The organism is Nostoc cf. commune SO-36 (assembly GCF_023734775.1).
In the GTDB taxonomy this organism is placed as follows: Bacteria; Cyanobacteriota; Cyanobacteriia; order Cyanobacteriales; family Nostocaceae; genus Nostoc; species Nostoc commune_A.
Genome location: NZ_AP025732.1, coordinates 515,681 through 532,457 on the forward strand (window position 1 = coordinate 515,681; position 16,777 = coordinate 532,457).

Here is a 16,777-nt window from a genome sequence, read left to right on the forward strand (position 1 = left end):
ATGACAAATGACAAAATTATATTGTTCTAAAGGACATGAAAATTCCCCAGGTAGTCGCTTTTGTCTCCAGTGCGGTGAAAAATTGTTGGATACGTCCATGAGTTATAGTATCCAACCGGGACTAACTTTAAGCGATCGCTATGTGATTGTGCGTCAAATTGGCCAAGGTGGCTTTGGACGCACTTATTTAGCTGAGGATATCAACCGTTTCCGCGAACTTTGCGTTTTAAAAGAATTTTCCCCCCAAGTTCAAACCGCTTACGTTGTCCAAAAAGCTGAAGAACTGTTTGAGAGAGAAGCGAGTGTTCTTTATAAACTGCAACATCCGCAAATTCCCCGCTTCCGGGAACTGCTGCGGCTGAACTTAGGGGGCAAAGAATATCTATTTTTGGTGCAAGATTATGTCGAAGGGGAAACTTACAATTCTTTGTTAGATGCTCGGATAAAGCAGGGTTTGCGCTTTACAGAAGCAGAAGTGCGCCAACTGTTGCAGCAAATTTTGCCAGTATTGGAATATATACACTCTCTGGGAGTAATTCATCGAGATATTTCTCCAGATAACTTAATGCTTCGCACCGTTGACAAAGTGCCAGTGTTAATTGATTTTGGCGGTGTCAAACAAGTAGCAGCAACCGTTGCTTCCGAATATTATCAACCCGGCGTAGTTGCATCTTCACCATCGCCAACCCTATTGGGTAAAATAGGATTCGCTCCCGCAGAACAGATGCAAACTGGGTTAGTGTCTCCTCACAGCGACTTGTATGCTTTGGCTGCAACAATGTTGGTTTTACTGACAGGAAAGCAACCGCAAGAACTAATTGATACCTACAATCTCACCTGGCAGTGGCGACGGGAAATAAGTCTAAGTCCAATTTTGGGGCAAGTATTAGATAAAATGCTATCTGCTAGACCAAGCGATCGCTATCAATCAGCCCGTCAAGTCCTCCAAGCTATTAACCAGCCCCCAGCTAATTTTCCCCCAACTCAATACCCCACTCCGCCACAACCTACATCCGCTACCATTGCCATCTCCCCACCTGCCCCAGCCCCCAGACAGCAGGAAGCTAAAGCTACATATCCTTCGTCTCCCCCCCCTCCTTCTTGGTGGACACCAACAAAAACCTTTCTTGTGGCGGCACTAGCAGCGAGTAGTGTTGGATTAATTTTGTGGGGAGTAAATAACAGCCGCAATGTTGGGGAAGTCGAACCGAATCCTACAGCTAGCCCCATTCCAACCAGTGAACAACCGACTGATCCTTTAGCGCAATATTCGCCAGCAGAACGGCAGCGTAAAGAAAGATTGAGCGATCGCCGTGAACAATTGGGTATTAACTCTAACTTCTATGTGAACTTAGTGAATCAAGTTTTTTGGGATAGAAATCCCAGTTTACGGGGACGCACTCTCAGCGATGGCCTAGAAGATGAGGGTTTGCGGGCAGAATGGGATAAAACAGCCTCAGAATTACTAGAAAAGCTAGCGCCACTGAGTTCTAATGCACGCCGACAACTGGGTACTTACACAACTGCTGAACGCGATCGCTGGAAAGTGGAAGTCAACAAAATCAACGTTGGTAGTCGTTCTTTATATGATTTAGGAGATGCAGCTTTTTTAAGTGTATTCCCGGAGCAACAAGGTAAAAATTTCCAGGATCAGCCCATTGGCCAAGTTTGGTACGGATTTGTTAGCGATCAACTCAATGCTATCCTCGCCGGTAGCGCTTTCCAGAAACTTGTTTTTGATGCGGGGGCTACTGGTAAAACAGTCAGCGGTACTCTCCAACCTGGTGGCGGCAAAGTATTTATTGCTGAACTAGCCAAAGACCAATCTCTGGACTTGAAACTACAAGCAAATTCCCAAATTTTGTTATCAGTCTATTCACCCTCTGGCAAAATTCGCTTGTTAGAAGATTCTACCCAGCGTAGTTTGTCAACTAAATTATCAGAAAACGGATTTTACGAGTTTGTCGTGGTTTCCAAAGCATCAAAACCAGTAGATTATCAACTCAGCATTACAGCAGAAAATCTCACACTTCCCCCATCACCAACACCTACGCCTACGGAAACATCCACGCCGACACCAACTCCCACCCCTACTTTTACGCCCACTCCTATAGAAACCCCTACACCTGAACCTACAGCGACACCTACTGCTGAGACAACTCCCCAGAATAATTAAAAATTCTGCAAACGCGATGCTGTACGTACCGATCTAAAAAATTTTACCTAAATCGGAGAGGAATTTGCTATAAATACTATGAATAATTGGCGTTGCGATCGCAGCTTTAAGCCAGTAAAAAGAATCATTTTTAGAAATGTGCAGTTTCCCGATGGGGATTAGTTATCTTTCTGCTTCTTTACCAGCATATTTTTATGTCATTAAAACCAAGCAACACAGCTAAATTATTGGTGGGAGTTACCGCCTTTCTTATAGCTGTAGCAGGTATCTTAACTGCTATTTGGGGGACGGGTAGGGTATCCGACTCGCTCAAAGTTATGCAAAGTTCTCCAGATAAGACAAACCCGCAGGTAACTACTTCGTCAAGTCTTTCGGAAACGGAAACCCCTAAACCAAGTCCTGCGGAAATAGCAAATGGTAATCAACTTAGTTTTGATGTTTCTCAAAAATCAGCAGACGGTGATTGTAAGAATATTGTGGTTAAAGGTAAAGAAGCCACAATTATTTGTTCTCCTAAGCTTAATACCCCTTTTGGCAGTAGATCATTTCTACAGCCGCCTTCTTTAGAAAAAACTACTTCAAATATTCAGCTGCAAGCAACAATAACAGACTTAGAGCGTGGCAGTAATAAGTTTACGCTTTTGCTTACTAATAATACCGCAGCTCAATCTGTTAATATTTCTATCCACGACCTTGATATTTCTGATGATTCTGGAAACATTTATGATTTAGACCGTTTAGCGATGTATGGCACGGGTCTTAGCAAAACTATACTTCCACAAGGTCAAGTCAAAATCAATTACATTTTGTCTGCCCCAATTAGCAATCAAGCAAACTCACTAAATTTTATATTGAATGATGTTTGGGCACAGTCAAAAAGCAATCAGTCGCCGTTAGCCTTACCTGAAATTCAATGGAAAACTAATCTTTAGTGGTTATATGGCTAAATAAATCGAGGATATAGTTGTGTTTTACATTTGAATAAGTCGCCATCATTTGTGTGGCGATCGCTCGTAATTGTTTGTAACGTTCAATATCATAAACGCCCTCAGAATAAGTCAAACCATTTTGAGCGATGTCTGACGACAAGCTGCTTCTCTTCGAGAGGCTTCGCCAACGCATCTACGCTTGTAACTTTTGCGCCCATTCCAACCATTTGGTTTCCACAGTTTTTTCTCATTTTGTATAAGTTAGTGCAAACAAGTAACTGATTAATAAATTTTATTTGATGATGCTTCTTAGTCCATCTCGAAAAATCTGAAAACTTTTAGAGAGGTTGTTTTCTACATCCATGTGGGGAGAAACTTTCTCAGCAAAGTCGATTTTTTGTAAACCTGTCTGATAGCCATATTTTTTGAGGATCTTATCTAGTTGCTCCCATGTACCACCTTTGATAGTATCTGGATTCCGAAATTTGGCTTGTTGGCATAAAGAAATAGGAATCTTTTCATATTCAGCCCTAATTGCTGTCACATCACCTATAAACCATGACTCCAGTTCTTCTACAGCAATTCTATGGAGAACAATATTTCCTTTCTGTTTAGTCACAACACTGCTAGCATCGCAAAGTTTTCTCTTTAATTCTTGGCAATCACATCTATCTTCATCTACTAAAATTACAATCCGCCAGTCATCTGGCACAAAGTTAGCATAAGCTTTCATCCGCTCAGGCAGTCTTTTTAAAAGTCTATCTTTATTTTGAAAGTTATGAATTTTCAGCGTATGAGTATTACCTATGATTTTAGGTACAATAAAATTTAAAGCAACTTCAGTTGAAGGCTCTTCTACTAAAAACTCTATATGCATAATTGCTACTACTAGTAAGGTAATCCTCTAAGATATCCCTCAGACCAGAGATCACCTAAGCCTGCTTGGGATTCTATAAAATATTTGGCATCATGGATTTGGTCAGCCCTTGTAACAGTTGCATAACCCTTCTCATCGCGTTGGAAAATCCAGAGTTGTCTAGCATCTTTTATTGTGTTCACAAAAAATGGCGAGTGGGTAGAGACAAATACTTGTGCGCGTTGCGAGTAAGCCTGAGCTTCCTCACTCAAAGAATCAAGAAGTCTATGGTGCAGTCCATTCTCTGGTTCTTCAATGCAAAGTAACTGAGGAGGATTAGGGTCATTTAATAATATTAAATATGCTAGTAGTTTTAGTGTCCCATCTGAGGAAAACCTTGCTAAAAATGGTTTATTAAATGGTGCATCTTTAAATAGAAGAGCCAGTCTCCCATCAATTGTTGGCTCTGATTCCACTTTTTCTAACTGGGGAACACGGCTAGCCAGTAACTTCAAAATTTTGGATAAAGTTTCTGGATGTTCATCAGCAAGGTATTGAACTACATTCGCTATATTGTCCCCTTCACGAGAAAGATGTTCCATTGCACCAGCAGTTGCTAGCTGACGAGCTTGATCTGGTATGAAATAAGAGAGAAACCATCCCTCAATAAAACGGCGCAAACTAGCAATACGTGGGTTATCTGATAATTGACCTATAGTTTTAATAGCTAAGGAACTGGGGTCATCCATTTGATAGTGAATTCTTTTATCATTAATTTCGGGATTTTCACCACTAATTACTTCACCTCCACCATTTTCAAATTTAAGAAAATCAAATGGTTGTCCATGAGATCCACGTCTCCATTTGAGAGTTTCTCTTGAAACAATTGGCGCTCCATTTTGTAAAGCGATAGCAACTGTATAGGTGATTTTAGGAGAGTTATTATCTTCACGATACTGAATTACAATTTTAATTTCTTTACCTTGACAATCACGGGAGATAACTTCTTGAAATCTCCCTCGCTTTTCTAATGCTTTGCGAACATTAGTAGTAAGGCAATCTGAAAGAAAACCAATCACATCAAAAAAAGTAGTCTTGCCACTACCATTAGGGCCAAGAAAAACGGAAAAAGGTTTGATATCTTTTAGGGTGACATCTTGGAGAACTCTATAGTTTTTAACTGAAATTTCTTCAATTCTTGCCATTAAAAAATCACTTCCATAACTTTGGTCGCATGGTTGCAGAAATATTAACAAAAATAGCAAGGGCACAGTACACTGTGCCCCTACTAAATTTGCAATCAATTAGTTGATGTTAACAATAGCTTAAGAGCTAACTTTCTTACGCATCATCTAAAGCTGCAATTCCAGGCAACACCTTACCTTCAAGTAACTCCAAACTAGCGCCGCCACCGGTAGAGATGTGGCTCATTTGGTCAGCTAAACCAACCTTTTCCACAGCCGCTACCGAGTCACCGCCGCCAATGATGGTAGTTGTGCCAGTTTTACCGATTTCAGCGAGGGTATGAGCGATCGCTTCCGTACCTGCCGCAAACTTATCAAACTCAAACACACCCATTGGCCCGTTCCAAATTACCGTTTTGGTATCTGCAAGAGCTTCTTGGAAAAATTTCACTGAGTCTGGCCCAATATCCAAACCCATCCAACCATCGGGGATATTCTCAATGCTAACGGTTTGAGAATTGGCGTCAGGGGCAAAGTTATCTGCCAATACCACATCTGTGGGCAGCAATAAAGCAACACCACGTTCTTTAGCCTTAGCTTCCAAAGACTTCGCTAGTTCCAGCTTGTCTTCTTCTACCAAAGACTTACCAACATTCAAACCACGGGCTTTGTAGAAGGTGAAAATCATCCCACCGCCAATGATCAGCTTGTCGCACTTCTCTAGCAGTGTTTCAATCACACCAATTTTGCTGGAAACTTTGGAACCGCCAATAATTGCTGCCAAAGGACGTTGGGGATTTTCAATGGCGTTTTGGAGATATTGCAATTCCTTCTCAACCAAATATCCAGCCACAGAAGGGCTGAGGAATTTAGTCACACCTTCAGTAGAAGCATGGGCGCGGTGTGCAGTACCAAAAGCATCATTGACATAAAAATCAGCGTTAGCTGCTAATTTTTTCGCAAATTCTGGATCGTTCTTTTCTTCTTCTTTGTAAAAACGGACATTTTCGAGTAACAGCACTTGACCATTTTGCAGTGCGCCAACTTTAGCTGCAACTTCATCACCAATGGAGTCATCAGTTTTAATAACTTCTTGCCCCAGTAACTCCGACAGACGCTTGGCAACGGGAGTTAGGCGTAATTTGTCATCCACACCTTTAGGACGGCCAAAATGGCTGGCGAGAATGACCTTAGCACCCTTCTGCGTCAAATCTCTGATGGTTGGTAGAGCGGCGCGAATGCGAGTATCGTCGGTAATGTTGCCTTGATCGTCCACAGGCACATTAAAGTCAACCCGCACTAAGGCACGTTTCCCAGAAATATCAGCCGAAGATAAACTTGCTAAACTTTTTTTGGACACACCAAACTCTCCTGATTGCCTTTTTGTTATTGTTTTGAAATAGAACCATCCAGATTTTACCGGAGTCAGGGGTGCCCAGGTGACAGAAATGTTTAAAACAGTACTATTTCCTATTGATCAAAGCCGGGAAACGCGGGAAGCTGCTGACGTAGTTACCAACGTAGTCAAAAAGTACAGCAGTCGCTTGGTGCTGCTGTCTGTGGTAGAAGAACCGTCTCCAGATGCGCCTAGTGCAGATCCGATGGTGTCACCACAGGTAGTTGCAAAACTGCTAGAAAATGCCCAATCGTTATTTTCTGAGCAAGGAATTCAAGCTGAAATCTTGGAAAAGCAAGGTAAACCGGCTTTTACTATCTGCGATGTCGCTGATGAGATTGGGGCAGATTTAATTATCATGGGCTGTCGGGGACTAGGCTTGACTGAAGAGGGAGCGGATGATAGTGTTACCACTCGCGTGATTAACCTTTCCCCTTGTCCAGTGCTGATTGTGCCTTAGCAGTGTGTTGCCGAATACTGGTAAATTTGTGGTGCGATCGCTAGTCAAAAGTTCTACGGTTGTTACAACAAGGCGGCTGGGGAAGGTTGTCCTAGATTCGGTGGTGCTAAATACGGGCATCAAGTTTTAGCTTTAACCGAGCATTATTGACTCCTGCCTCCTGCCGCCTTAAATCTTCGTGTTATAAATTTTTTGATTATTATTTAATTTTGTGATTCCTCCAAAAACAATTAACCAAACTACTACAACAACCCAGTGAATTAAAACTATTACAAACAAAGATCCTGTTAGGGTATATGCAATAGTACAGACAATTCCTAAAAATGCAGCTAAAACAAGAAAAACATAATTATAAAATGTGGGGATTCCAGCTTTAAAAAATGTTTTAGCATTCAATGGATGATACAAAACAAATAATAATAAACTCACTATTGCCCACAAAGACCATTGGAACCAATTGGTGATTTCACTAGGATGAGGAAGCAAAAAAACGCGAAATAAGAGTTCTTCCAGAATTGCAGGTAAAAATAAGCAACGCAATATTAACAAGCATTTATCAATCCAACTTACAGACCAAATCTCCATCTGTAAAAATCCCAATTTCCAACCATAAGGTAGAGCGATAATACTATAAATTATTAGCAATACAACACTAACTAACCAATCTTTTAGCGTCGGAACTGCTAAGGATGCGAAAGTCCGATTTAAAAGAATTGAAAGTGGTGAAATATTAGTAAAGGGAATTTTGATTTGTCCCAAAAGTACTGTTGGTGCAATGGGTGTAATATTGGGTTGCCAACCACCTACTTGATTAGTTCGCAACACTTGCATAGTTGCACCATGTTTTAAAAATATTGCAGCGAGGTCGTCATGTGCAAGTCTAGGCATAATTGTTCGCCATGTTGTCAAACCAGCCCAAATACTAATATCTTGAAATGGTTTCGTGGTTTTTCCTATGCCCGTACCTGCGAGTATCCCTGCTTGACTTTGCCAATCAGCGCGAACTATACCCAAGGGTGCTAATTGTCGTTCTAAAGATTTACCTAATTCAACTAGCTGCTGAAAGCGTAATGTTTGCGGGTGATTAGGGTTTGCGCGTACCCAAGCTTGAATTTTAGGAGTTGTAGCAACTTGGTTTTTAATTGCCAGTATCGCCGCATAAAGCGCTTGGCTTGAGTCTTGGATACATGAGGTAGCAGGTGATACCATTGCGCCACCAGTTCCATCACCAACCCGATAACGTGCCATTGTTATTTGTAATTGTTGCTGGAATTGCTTTAAAGGGGAAAGTTTAACACCATCAAAATCATAATCCTGCGTTACAGGGTCGAATTTGATCAGAATATCTGATACTGGACGCGTTGCCAGCCAACCACGTTGCAAATTACCCATATAATCAGCCCATGTATGCGTCCCGGCAATAATTCCATCAGGGTTATGGGCATAAATTTGGTAGTATTTAGTCTCGAAGCGCAATTCCTTAGTAAACTCATCGCGGACAACTTCTGCAATTCCAAAAGCAAAATGTCCAGTAATAGTATAAGGTACTCCCAATGTTTCAGCTTTACGTCCGCCAATTCCACCAAATAGGTGTAATACAATAGCTTTATTGCCTTCTTGCCATTTTGATATAGATTGATTAAGTGAATTTTGTGTTTCTACAGGTTTTAATAATACAGTATTGAATTTACCTTTATTTCTCTCGGTATTTTGCCAATTTACTTCTTGGATGTAATTTATTCCTAATTCATCACCAGTAATGATTTGACGGGGTTGAATTTGCAGCAGAGAACGAGGTGCAAGTGCTACTACCGTAAATACGCCCTTTGCATCGGCAGCGCCATAAATATACCACCCATCCTCACCCGCAGGTGATTGTTCGATTTGCTGCGAACTTGAAGGAGCAAAATTTCGCTTATCTATGTACTTGTTGGGGAATACGAATAGTTTCTTGAAGACCATCAAATTTATTTGAATTAGCATTATAATGCTGTACCAAAAAATAATCACTATCCTGCTTTGCGTTGGAAAATAAAATACTTTTTTCGCTAGATTTAATCGGTTTAACTATTTTTACCAACCCATAAAATCTACCAGATGCTAAAACAGGTTCGCGTTCAATTTGCAAAATAGATTTTTCTTTAGTTGCATCAATGATTGCAGTTGAATCCAAAGCAACAATTACATTATCATCAGGATTTGCACCAGCTAAAGAGCGTAAAAAGCCTACCTGACGAACTCCATTTAGTCGAAAAGGATGAATGTTTCCTTGCTTTTGACTTTTAATCACTTCTGAAGTGAAATTTATATCTCGCGTTACCACTTTAGCAAAAGCAAGCAAATCTTGATTCTTTTTCCACTCCAAACGCACAATATTTCCTACCAAATGTTGTGCTGTAGGTGGCGCATATTGTACTTCCATCCATACCCAATCCAAACCATCTTGCAATTGCTGTTTCGTTGGTAAAATCAACCTTCCTACCCAATCGCCAATAGGTTTATAAAGGTTTGTAGAGGGAATTTGTGTCAGGGGATAAAAACTAGATTGATTAAATTTTTGTCGAATATGTATTGCGTAATTGCTTTCTTGCTGTACTAACTGGGGTTGTGCTGGCGAGAGTTGCCACACTGCAATTACTGCTATGAAGGCTAGCAGTAAAAATCTTGTAAATAGTAGCCTTGCTTTTTGACTCAATCCGCGAAAAATCATATATGATCAGCAATTCAAACTTGCTGATAATCTTACTCTAAATATAATGTTCTGAGTCTCTGCTGTAATCCCCGGCTATTTCATTCTAAATGTAGGCCATATATGAGACATATCCAGAAAATAAATATGCCTTATCTATAACCCTTGTAAAGACGTAGAATTGCTACTTCTCTCTTTTTCACCAAATAATGACAAACAGAAAATTCTGAGCGCGGACTTCCGACGCTCAGAACTTTGGAGACAAACTTGGGGTGTAAATATGCAATGTTTATTTGCCTAACAGCTTAAAAGCGATAGTTGCGATCGCGCACCCACATACTAACTGGTACTGCTTTACCTTGAGGATCTACTTTCGCCTTAACTACAATGGGCGGTACTTGTCCTCTACGGGCGCGTTGGGTTTGTAAGTCGCTCCTAATTTGCTGCCGTTGGTTTTCTGGGATGTAATATGTTTCTAAGCCGTAGTTAACAGAGCCATCTTGATAAACACCTTTTAAGGCTGCCTGATTGGCTCTTAGAGTAGTGGGGCGATCGCTACTTACTCGTAACGGTCTCCAAGCTCTAGGAACACCGCGACCAGTGGATAGTTGCTCTTGCAAAGTCACGTAGATGTTAGTTCCTTCAGGCAATCTTCTGCCACTTCCACGACCTTTGCTGACTAATGTTTGCCAACCAGGTAGTCTGCTCAAATTTGAGGTACGGGATATATTGTAATCTAACGCTAAGGTGTTACCGTTTAGCACATTGTTAGGGTCTACAGGTACGGTTTGCAAAATCACCGTTTTACCTGTGACATCTGTATAAACCGCTTGGGCTGGTACTGCCATAATTAGCCCTGTTTGCAGCGCCAGGGGAGCTAGTAACCGCCAAAAAGGTAAGGACTTATTCGATTTTTGTTCACTAGCAATCAAGTAATCCCGAAAAGTCACCTTACTGGAGAATTCAGCTTCGGGAGACAAGGGTTTATTTTTAGATTCAGAAGAACTATTAGTCATGAGCGTAGTCCTAAAAAGCAGAGGTCTTGAAGAGGTTAAAAGTAACGAGATTAGGACTGACGCAGAGAAACTTTAAAAACTTCGACGCACAGAGATTTCAGAATTTTGGATTTTAGATTTTAGATTTTTATTGAATCCAAAATTCAAAATCTAAAATTTGCCCTACTTTTTACTTGTAGAGCTACCACCAGGTAAGCGGCGTTCAAACCAGAGTCCAGCGCTAATTAAAGCAGAACCGCACAAAATAAAGACTAGGGACTTGAAAAGTAAATCAGTATCGTACTCTTGCACTCGACTGATAATTTGCAGTGTTACTAACAGCATACCGCCCCAAAAGGAACTTCTGTTGCCTAATTTCAATCCTTCTTGAATTAGTCCCCAGGCTAATGTTGCTAGAAGTACATTGAAAATAAAAACACCAAGTTCATCAATGCGGCTGATAGTTTGATGCCAAAAAGGTACTACGGCAATAAAGGCAAGAAAAGTACCAATAACAGCAGTCGTGAAAATCACTTCGCGGCGTGGAGGGTTATTCCTTTGACGCAGTAGAAACAACCATTGCAATACCGCCAAACCACTGAGAATCCCTAAATCGATGATCGGCAGAGACTGGAATAAGTTAGTCACATTCGTTGGCTGATTATAGCCATAATTTGGAGATTCCCAGACCCAACTAAAAGATAGAACGTAAAAGACAATGCCAAAGCTAACCAAGGCTAAATTACGGGCCAGAGATTGAAACAACCTGTAATTTATGGTTGGAAATAGCAGATCATCATAACTCCAGAATAATGCAGGTGGGAGTGCAAAAGCAAAAGATGCCACCCAAGGGGCTATATCAGCATAATTCAGCAGTGGTAGAGGATTAAGGTTGGCTTGTAGGGAACTAGCAAAAACAAAGGCTGCTAGACCAAAAATCCAACGCGATCGACAGAAGTAGGCTAAGGGCACAAACACTAGCCATGCTAACAAAGGTAGATGCTGTACCACTAACCGCGACCAAGTTAGCTCACCTGAAGCGTACCACAAGTCTTCTAGTCCAGTCCAATAGCCGATTTCCACCAAGACAATTGATAGAATTCCTAAAGAATTCAAGCACAAACTGAAGGCCATCACCACAACACCAAACCCCCAAGCGAGAAAAAGTTGGGAAGCTGAACCGGTAATATTGAACATCTGGGCCATCAGCAGTAAATTTTGCACCGAAAATGAAGGCGCTTAAAATTAGCAAACCCTCTCCCAGCAAACGTTTACTCTGTTCTACTTTTTTACCTTCAGGTTGTCTCCAACTGTAAAAGCCAGTGATTGCGATCGCAAAAAACAAACTCATCATTAGAATAAATTTGACTTCTCGCGATCCTCCCTGCCAGTTTCCTGCTACAAAGGTAGTTATGCCTAAGCACAAAAGGATGCTGCCAATTGCGATGGCGATCGCTTTATTGCGATCGCGTGCAGCAGCTTCCAGGTTTTTAAATTTGTAACGTTCTGCTATTTGCTCATATTGCGAAGAGCTAATTAATCCTTCATCCCTCCATAATTGTGCTTCTTTGCGTAATTTTTGCGGAAAGTTTTCTAAGATCATGACCTTCTCCGGTGCAGTGGGGTAGCTTGGCCATTGCGATCCCAATGGCGGTCATTATATTTTGAGTATGAAGCCAAAAGCCTTAATTACATTGTTCTTGTGTAACAGTTTGATTTCGATTCTGATACAACGTACTAATTAGTAATTTGTAATGGGCTACGCCCCGCTACGCTAACGTAATTAAGAAAGTCAGCTTACAGATAATTGACAATTAATATTAAATTTATTCAAATGGAAAAACCTTCTAATTTATTACTTAAAGTCTCACGGCGTTTGTTCACTAATGTAGATGAACAAGAAAAGTTTATTGAGGCTTTAATCAATCCTCAGCCTTTTTTACCCAGTATTCTTTGGTGTCAAGCAAAGCCAGAAATTTTATCTTTGGCAGTAGAAACACCAACCTTTTGGCAACCAAAATTTATAGACCGCTTATCTCTGGGAGAAAAACCCGGTCAGCATCCGTTGCATCAACAAGGATATTTTTATTGTTTAGATTTCTCTTCGGTGTTTGCAGCTACTATTTTGTTAGCAATTCCTCAGCCAGTGAGTTCAATTTTTGATATGTGTGCTGCACCAGGAGGTAAAAGTATCTTCGCTTGGAAAGCTTTACAACCTGACTTACTCATCAGTAATGAAGTTATTGGCAAACGTCTAGGAATGCTAATTTCTAATTTGAAGCGTTGCCAGATTAGCTCTAGTGCAGTGGTTAACAGAGATTCGAGTATATTTGCGGAAATGTTTCCCGGCTCTAGTAATCTAGTAATAGTAGATGCTCCTTGTACTGGGCAATCGTTACTTGCTAAAGGTGAAAAAGCTCCCGGATGTTTTCACCCAACTGCTATTAATAAGAGTGCAAATCGGCAAAAGCGCATTATAGCTAACTCTGCTAAACTTGTTTCACCACAAGGTTATCTTGCCTATATGACTTGCACATATTCGCCAGAAGAAAATGAGCAAGTTTGTGAATGGTTTTTAGAACGATTTCCCCAGTTTCAGGCAATCAAAATTAGTGATTTTGCAAAATATCAATCGCATTTAACTACGATGCCTTGTTATCGGATGTTCCCTCAAGATAGGTTAGGTGCTGGTGCGTTTACAGCCCTGTTTAAAAATACTAACGATGATAAATATGAGCCTGAAGAAGTAGATTTAAGTACAATATCTTCGCTGTATATTTACCAAAATAAGTAGGTAGGCATGATTAAATATAAGATGTCATTGCGAGTGCAGCGAAGCAATCCCAGAGACTTTGCGATTGCTTCGCTTCACTCGCAATGACGGAACATATTATATTTATTTACGCCCATTTACTTATCAAAAAGTCAAGTTAGTTATCTTTGGAAGCATCTCGCAATCATAGAGGATGTTTAAAAAGTTCTTAGTGATGTATCAAATCTTCGACGACACCAGGAACGGCATTTCAAAAATCACAGCCAACTACTTTAAATAGATAGATAGTTGTTACAAATACTAAGGAGTGTTTACTTGCAAACAGTCCTTTAATTCGGAGAACATTTGGGACAAAAATCAGGGCTGAATTTACAGTATTGTTTACCTGTCAATCCGTAAACTGTACAATAAGGAAAACTGGTAATTTCAACTTTGGTTGCCTGTAAATGGGAAACATTGGGCAACGCTTCAGTAAGTTTGATTTTATTAGCCAGAAAGATAGCTAAAAGCTTAGGCAAGGCTATGCAAGCAGCAATATTCAGTAACGTTAGCAGTATAGCGTCTATAAAATTCATAGGTAATCATCATCCTGTGAAAAATAGGCGTAGGCATAGCCCGTCGTAGACATCGCTGTTATTAGATGCAAAGACAATCATTGCTTGCAATCTATGTAAATCAACTTTAACATAAATTTTTGTAAATATAAACGTGGATTTCCTGGAATTATCATATACCGAGGGGAATGTGGATAATAAGGACAGTTATTGTAGCGGAATAACAAAATAAACTAGAAAACGATCAGTCTACAATATTTAAACTAAGGTGTTATGTCAAAAACCCAATCCGCATCTTCTTTTTTAGCTAACATCAGCGATCAAGAACGGCAGTTATTAAAGCGGGTGGTAGATTACACAAATGTGGAATCGCTGCCAGAAATTTGGCCTTTGGCAGCTCAACGATTTGGTGATGTTGTCGCCCTCCGCAGTCCTCACAGTAAACCAGAAGTAGTGATTACTTATGCCCAGCTAGCCAAGCAAATACAACTATTTGCTTCTGGGTTACAGGTGTTGGGAGTGAAGGTAAGCGATCGCATTTCCCTAATTGCTGACAATAGCCCTCGTTGGTTTATTGCCGATCAAGGCATCATGACTGCTGGAGGCGTTGATGCGGTGCGTAGTTCGCAAGCGGAAAAAGAAGAACTGCTGTTTATCATCGCTAATAGCGGCAGTACAGCGATCGTAGTTGAAGATTTAAAAACACTTAAAAAACTAGAAGACCGCCTCAAAGATTTACCAATTCAAGCGCTAATCTTACTTTCCGATGAAGCACCACCAACGGACGGAAGCTTAAAGGTACTGAACTTTACACAGTTGCTGGAAATTGGGAAAAATCATAATTTTGTGCCAGTCAAGCAAAATCGTGATGCCCTAGCAACCCTAATTTACACCTCTGGCACTACGGGCAAACCCAAGGGTGTAATGCTGTCTTATAGCAACTTGATGCACCAAGTAATAACCTTTGGCACAGTATTGCAACCAAATGCGGGCGATATGGTTCTCAGTATTCTACCTTCGTGGCATAGCTACGAACGAACTGTTGAATATTACCTACTATCTCAAGGTTGTACGCAAGTTTATACTAACTTGCGCTCCGTAAAAGCGGATTTGAGACAATTTAAACCCAACTACATGGTGGGTGTACCCCGGCTGTGGGAATCCATTTATGAAGGAGTGCAAAAGCAGTTCCGCGAACAACCAGCGAATAAGCAACGCCTAATTAACTTTTTATTGGGCATTAGTGAGAAATATATCAAAGCGCGGCGAGTTGCTCAAGGGTTGAGTTTAAATCATCTTCATGCTTCAGCTGCCGAACGATTAGCAGCGAGGATACAAGCATCGGCTTTATTACCCCTCCATGCCTTGGGAGAACGACTGGTTTATGCCAAAGTGCGGGAAGCCACAGGAGGACAAGTTAAGCAGATGATTAGTGGCGGTGGTGCGCTTCCCAGACACATAGATAACTTCTTTGAAATTATTGGTGTGCAAATTTTGCAAGGCTATGGCTTGACAGAAACCTCTCCTGTTACTCATGTACGGCGTCCTTGGCGGAATTTGATTGGCGCATCAGGGCTACCACTTCCGGCTACAGAAGCTAAAATTGTCGATCCAGAAACAAAAACGCCTTTACCAATAGAGAAGCGAGGCTTAGTATTGTTGAGGGGGCCGCAGATTATGCAAGGCTATTACCAAAATCCCGAAGCGACAGCGAAAGCAATTGATGCTGAAGGTTGGTTTGATAGCGGCGATTTGGGTTGGCTGACACCACAAGATGACTTAGTGCTGACTGGCAGGGCGAAGGATACGATTGTATTGACTAACGGAGAAAACATCGAACCGCAGCCAATTGAAGATGCCTGTGTGCGATCGCCATACATCGATCAAATTATGCTCATCGGCCAAGATCAGCGCAACCTGGGAGCCTTAATCGTCCCCAATGTCGAAGCCTTAGAAAAATGGGCAGCAAGCCAGAATCTGATACTGGATACGCAAAATAATCAGGTGATTTCCTCAGATAGTCAAAAAATTGACTTGGAGAGTAGAATAATCCAGGATTTATTTCGCCAAGAATTGAATCGGGAAGTGCAAAATCGTCCAGGTTATCGACCGGATGACCGCATCGGAACGTTCAAACTCATTCTGGAACCGTTTTCAATAGAAAATGGTTTGATGACACAAACCCTGAAAGTTCGCCGACATGTCGTCACGGAACGTTATCGCGATATTATTGACGGCATGTTTGCCTGATGATTCCACCTGCTAACTGTAAAGAGTGAACGTGAAATATTTATGGATGTCTCCAAATCTAATTTGCTCCTGAAACGCGTCGTCAACGTCAAAGTCATTGTGACTCCTCTCTGGAAAGAGGAAGTACAACAGCAGTTGCAAACGCAGATTAATCAACTCGATCAGCAATTGCAACAGCTAGACGTTGAAGGACAAAGAGCGATCGCAGCAATTCAAAAGCAGAGTCTGCAACCACCTGGCCCCCAGACTCTCCAACAAATTGACAATATCCAACTCCAAGTCAATCAAAAGAAAAGTGAATTTCTAGAACAGAAAAATCAATTGCTGCAAAACCTCCAGCAAGTGCAATTTCTTCAACAGGATCAAGAAGTCAACCAATTCCAAATGGAAGGCTTTTTCCGGGTAGAAACCGGTGATAACTTAATTAGCAAAATGCAGGTTGAAATCCTTCTGCGTGATGGCGTTGTCGAAGAAATTCGCGGCGACATTTAACTTTGTCATTTGTCATTTGTCCT

Annotated in this window: 17 protein-coding genes; 7 read left to right on the plus strand and 10 right to left on the minus strand. The window is 41.1% G+C overall.

Annotated elements, in window-relative coordinates:
- Positions 1-7 precede the first annotated feature (7 nt).
- Together ANSO36C_RS02360 and ANSO36C_RS02365 are read left to right on the plus strand one after the other, a co-directional pair.
- Positions 8-2,176, plus strand: a complete 2,169-nt coding sequence (locus ANSO36C_RS02360) for a serine/threonine-protein kinase (protein ID WP_251958220.1) — start codon at positions 8-10, stop codon at positions 2,174-2,176.
- Positions 2,177-2,370: 194 nt separating this feature from the next.
- Positions 2,371-3,108, plus strand: coding sequence for a hypothetical protein (locus ANSO36C_RS02365; RefSeq protein ID WP_251958221.1), 738 nt, complete (start codon positions 2,371-2,373; stop codon positions 3,106-3,108).
- On the opposite strand, the gene ANSO36C_RS02370 is transcribed toward ANSO36C_RS02365, so the two are convergent.
- The 4 genes from ANSO36C_RS02370 to ANSO36C_RS02385 form a co-directional block, all read right to left on the minus strand.
- Positions 3,098-3,265, minus strand: coding sequence for an NUDIX hydrolase N-terminal domain-containing protein (locus ANSO36C_RS02370; protein WP_410174669.1), 168 nt, complete (start codon positions 3,263-3,265; stop codon positions 3,098-3,100). The genes ANSO36C_RS02365 and ANSO36C_RS02370 overlap by 11 nt on opposite strands.
- Before the next feature lie 132 nt (positions 3,266-3,397).
- On the minus strand, positions 3,398-3,982 hold the full coding sequence (locus tag ANSO36C_RS02375; protein WP_251958222.1) for a DUF4276 family protein: 585 nt from the start codon (positions 3,980-3,982) through the stop codon (positions 3,398-3,400).
- Positions 3,983-3,993: 11 nt separating this feature from the next.
- Positions 3,994-5,166: an AAA family ATPase gene (locus ANSO36C_RS02380; RefSeq protein ID WP_251958223.1), complete on the minus strand. Its 1,173-nt coding sequence runs from the start codon at positions 5,164-5,166 to the stop codon at positions 3,994-3,996.
- Positions 5,167-5,302: 136 nt separating this feature from the next.
- Positions 5,303-6,505, minus strand: coding sequence for a phosphoglycerate kinase (locus ANSO36C_RS02385; RefSeq protein WP_251958224.1), 1,203 nt, complete (start codon positions 6,503-6,505; stop codon positions 5,303-5,305).
- Between the two features lie 88 nt (positions 6,506-6,593).
- On the opposite strand from ANSO36C_RS02385, the gene ANSO36C_RS02390 reads away from it, so the two are divergent.
- A complete protein-coding gene (locus tag ANSO36C_RS02390) occupies positions 6,594-7,001 on the plus strand; it encodes a universal stress protein (protein ID WP_190940529.1) in 408 nt (135 codons plus the stop codon).
- 4 nt (positions 7,002-7,005) lie between these two features.
- Positions 7,006-7,131 carry a hypothetical protein gene (locus ANSO36C_RS33795; RefSeq protein ID WP_267145352.1) on the plus strand — a complete coding sequence of 42 codons (126 nt, stop codon included), beginning with the start codon at positions 7,006-7,008 and terminating at the stop codon, positions 7,129-7,131.
- Between the two features lie 38 nt (positions 7,132-7,169).
- Here ANSO36C_RS33795 and ANSO36C_RS02395 read toward each other — a convergent pair whose 3' ends face one another.
- The 5 genes from ANSO36C_RS02395 to ANSO36C_RS02410 all read right to left on the minus strand — a co-directional run bounded on the left by ANSO36C_RS02395 (position 7,170) and on the right by ANSO36C_RS02410 (position 12,288).
- Positions 7,170-8,984 carry a CPBP family glutamic-type intramembrane protease gene (locus ANSO36C_RS02395; RefSeq protein WP_323374554.1) on the minus strand — a complete coding sequence of 605 codons (1,815 nt, stop codon included), beginning with the start codon at positions 8,982-8,984 and terminating at the stop codon, positions 7,170-7,172.
- Positions 8,917-9,711, minus strand: coding sequence for a hypothetical protein (locus ANSO36C_RS34110; protein ID WP_323374555.1), 795 nt, complete (start codon positions 9,709-9,711; stop codon positions 8,917-8,919). Before ANSO36C_RS34110 ends, ANSO36C_RS02395 begins: the two co-directional genes overlap by 68 nt.
- A gap of 284 nt (positions 9,712-9,995) precedes the next feature.
- The gene (locus tag ANSO36C_RS02400) at positions 9,996-10,706 is read right to left on the minus strand and encodes a GDYXXLXY domain-containing protein (RefSeq protein WP_251958225.1); all 711 of its coding nucleotides are present in this window, start codon (positions 10,704-10,706) and stop codon (positions 9,996-9,998) included.
- Positions 10,707-10,868: 162 nt separating this feature from the next.
- Positions 10,869-11,771, minus strand: a complete 903-nt coding sequence (locus tag ANSO36C_RS02405) for a DUF2157 domain-containing protein (protein WP_251958226.1) — start codon at positions 11,769-11,771, stop codon at positions 10,869-10,871.
- Complete coding sequence (locus ANSO36C_RS02410; protein ID WP_251958227.1) at positions 11,716-12,288, minus strand: DUF2157 domain-containing protein; 573 nt, start codon at positions 12,286-12,288, stop codon at positions 11,716-11,718. Before ANSO36C_RS02410 ends, ANSO36C_RS02405 begins: the two co-directional genes overlap by 56 nt.
- 231 nt (positions 12,289-12,519) lie before the next feature.
- Here ANSO36C_RS02410 and ANSO36C_RS02415 point away from each other — a divergent pair, with 231 nt between their 5' ends.
- On the plus strand, positions 12,520-13,479 hold the full coding sequence (locus tag ANSO36C_RS02415; RefSeq protein ID WP_251958228.1) for an RsmB/NOP family class I SAM-dependent RNA methyltransferase: 960 nt from the start codon (positions 12,520-12,522) through the stop codon (positions 13,477-13,479).
- 308 nt (positions 13,480-13,787) lie between these two features.
- On the opposite strand, the gene ANSO36C_RS02420 is transcribed toward ANSO36C_RS02415, so the two are convergent.
- Positions 13,788-14,033, minus strand: a complete 246-nt coding sequence (locus ANSO36C_RS02420) for a hypothetical protein (RefSeq protein ID WP_251958229.1) — start codon at positions 14,031-14,033, stop codon at positions 13,788-13,790.
- A 252-nt stretch (positions 14,034-14,285) separates the two neighbouring features.
- Here ANSO36C_RS02420 and ANSO36C_RS02425 point away from each other — a divergent pair, with 252 nt between their 5' ends.
- Positions 14,286-16,262, plus strand: coding sequence for an AMP-dependent synthetase/ligase (locus ANSO36C_RS02425; RefSeq protein WP_251958230.1), 1,977 nt, complete (start codon positions 14,286-14,288; stop codon positions 16,260-16,262).
- 42 nt (positions 16,263-16,304) lie between these two features.
- On the plus strand, positions 16,305-16,754 hold the full coding sequence (locus ANSO36C_RS02430; RefSeq protein WP_251958231.1) for a YlqD family protein: 450 nt from the start codon (positions 16,305-16,307) through the stop codon (positions 16,752-16,754).
- Positions 16,755-16,777: the final 23 nt, after the last annotated feature.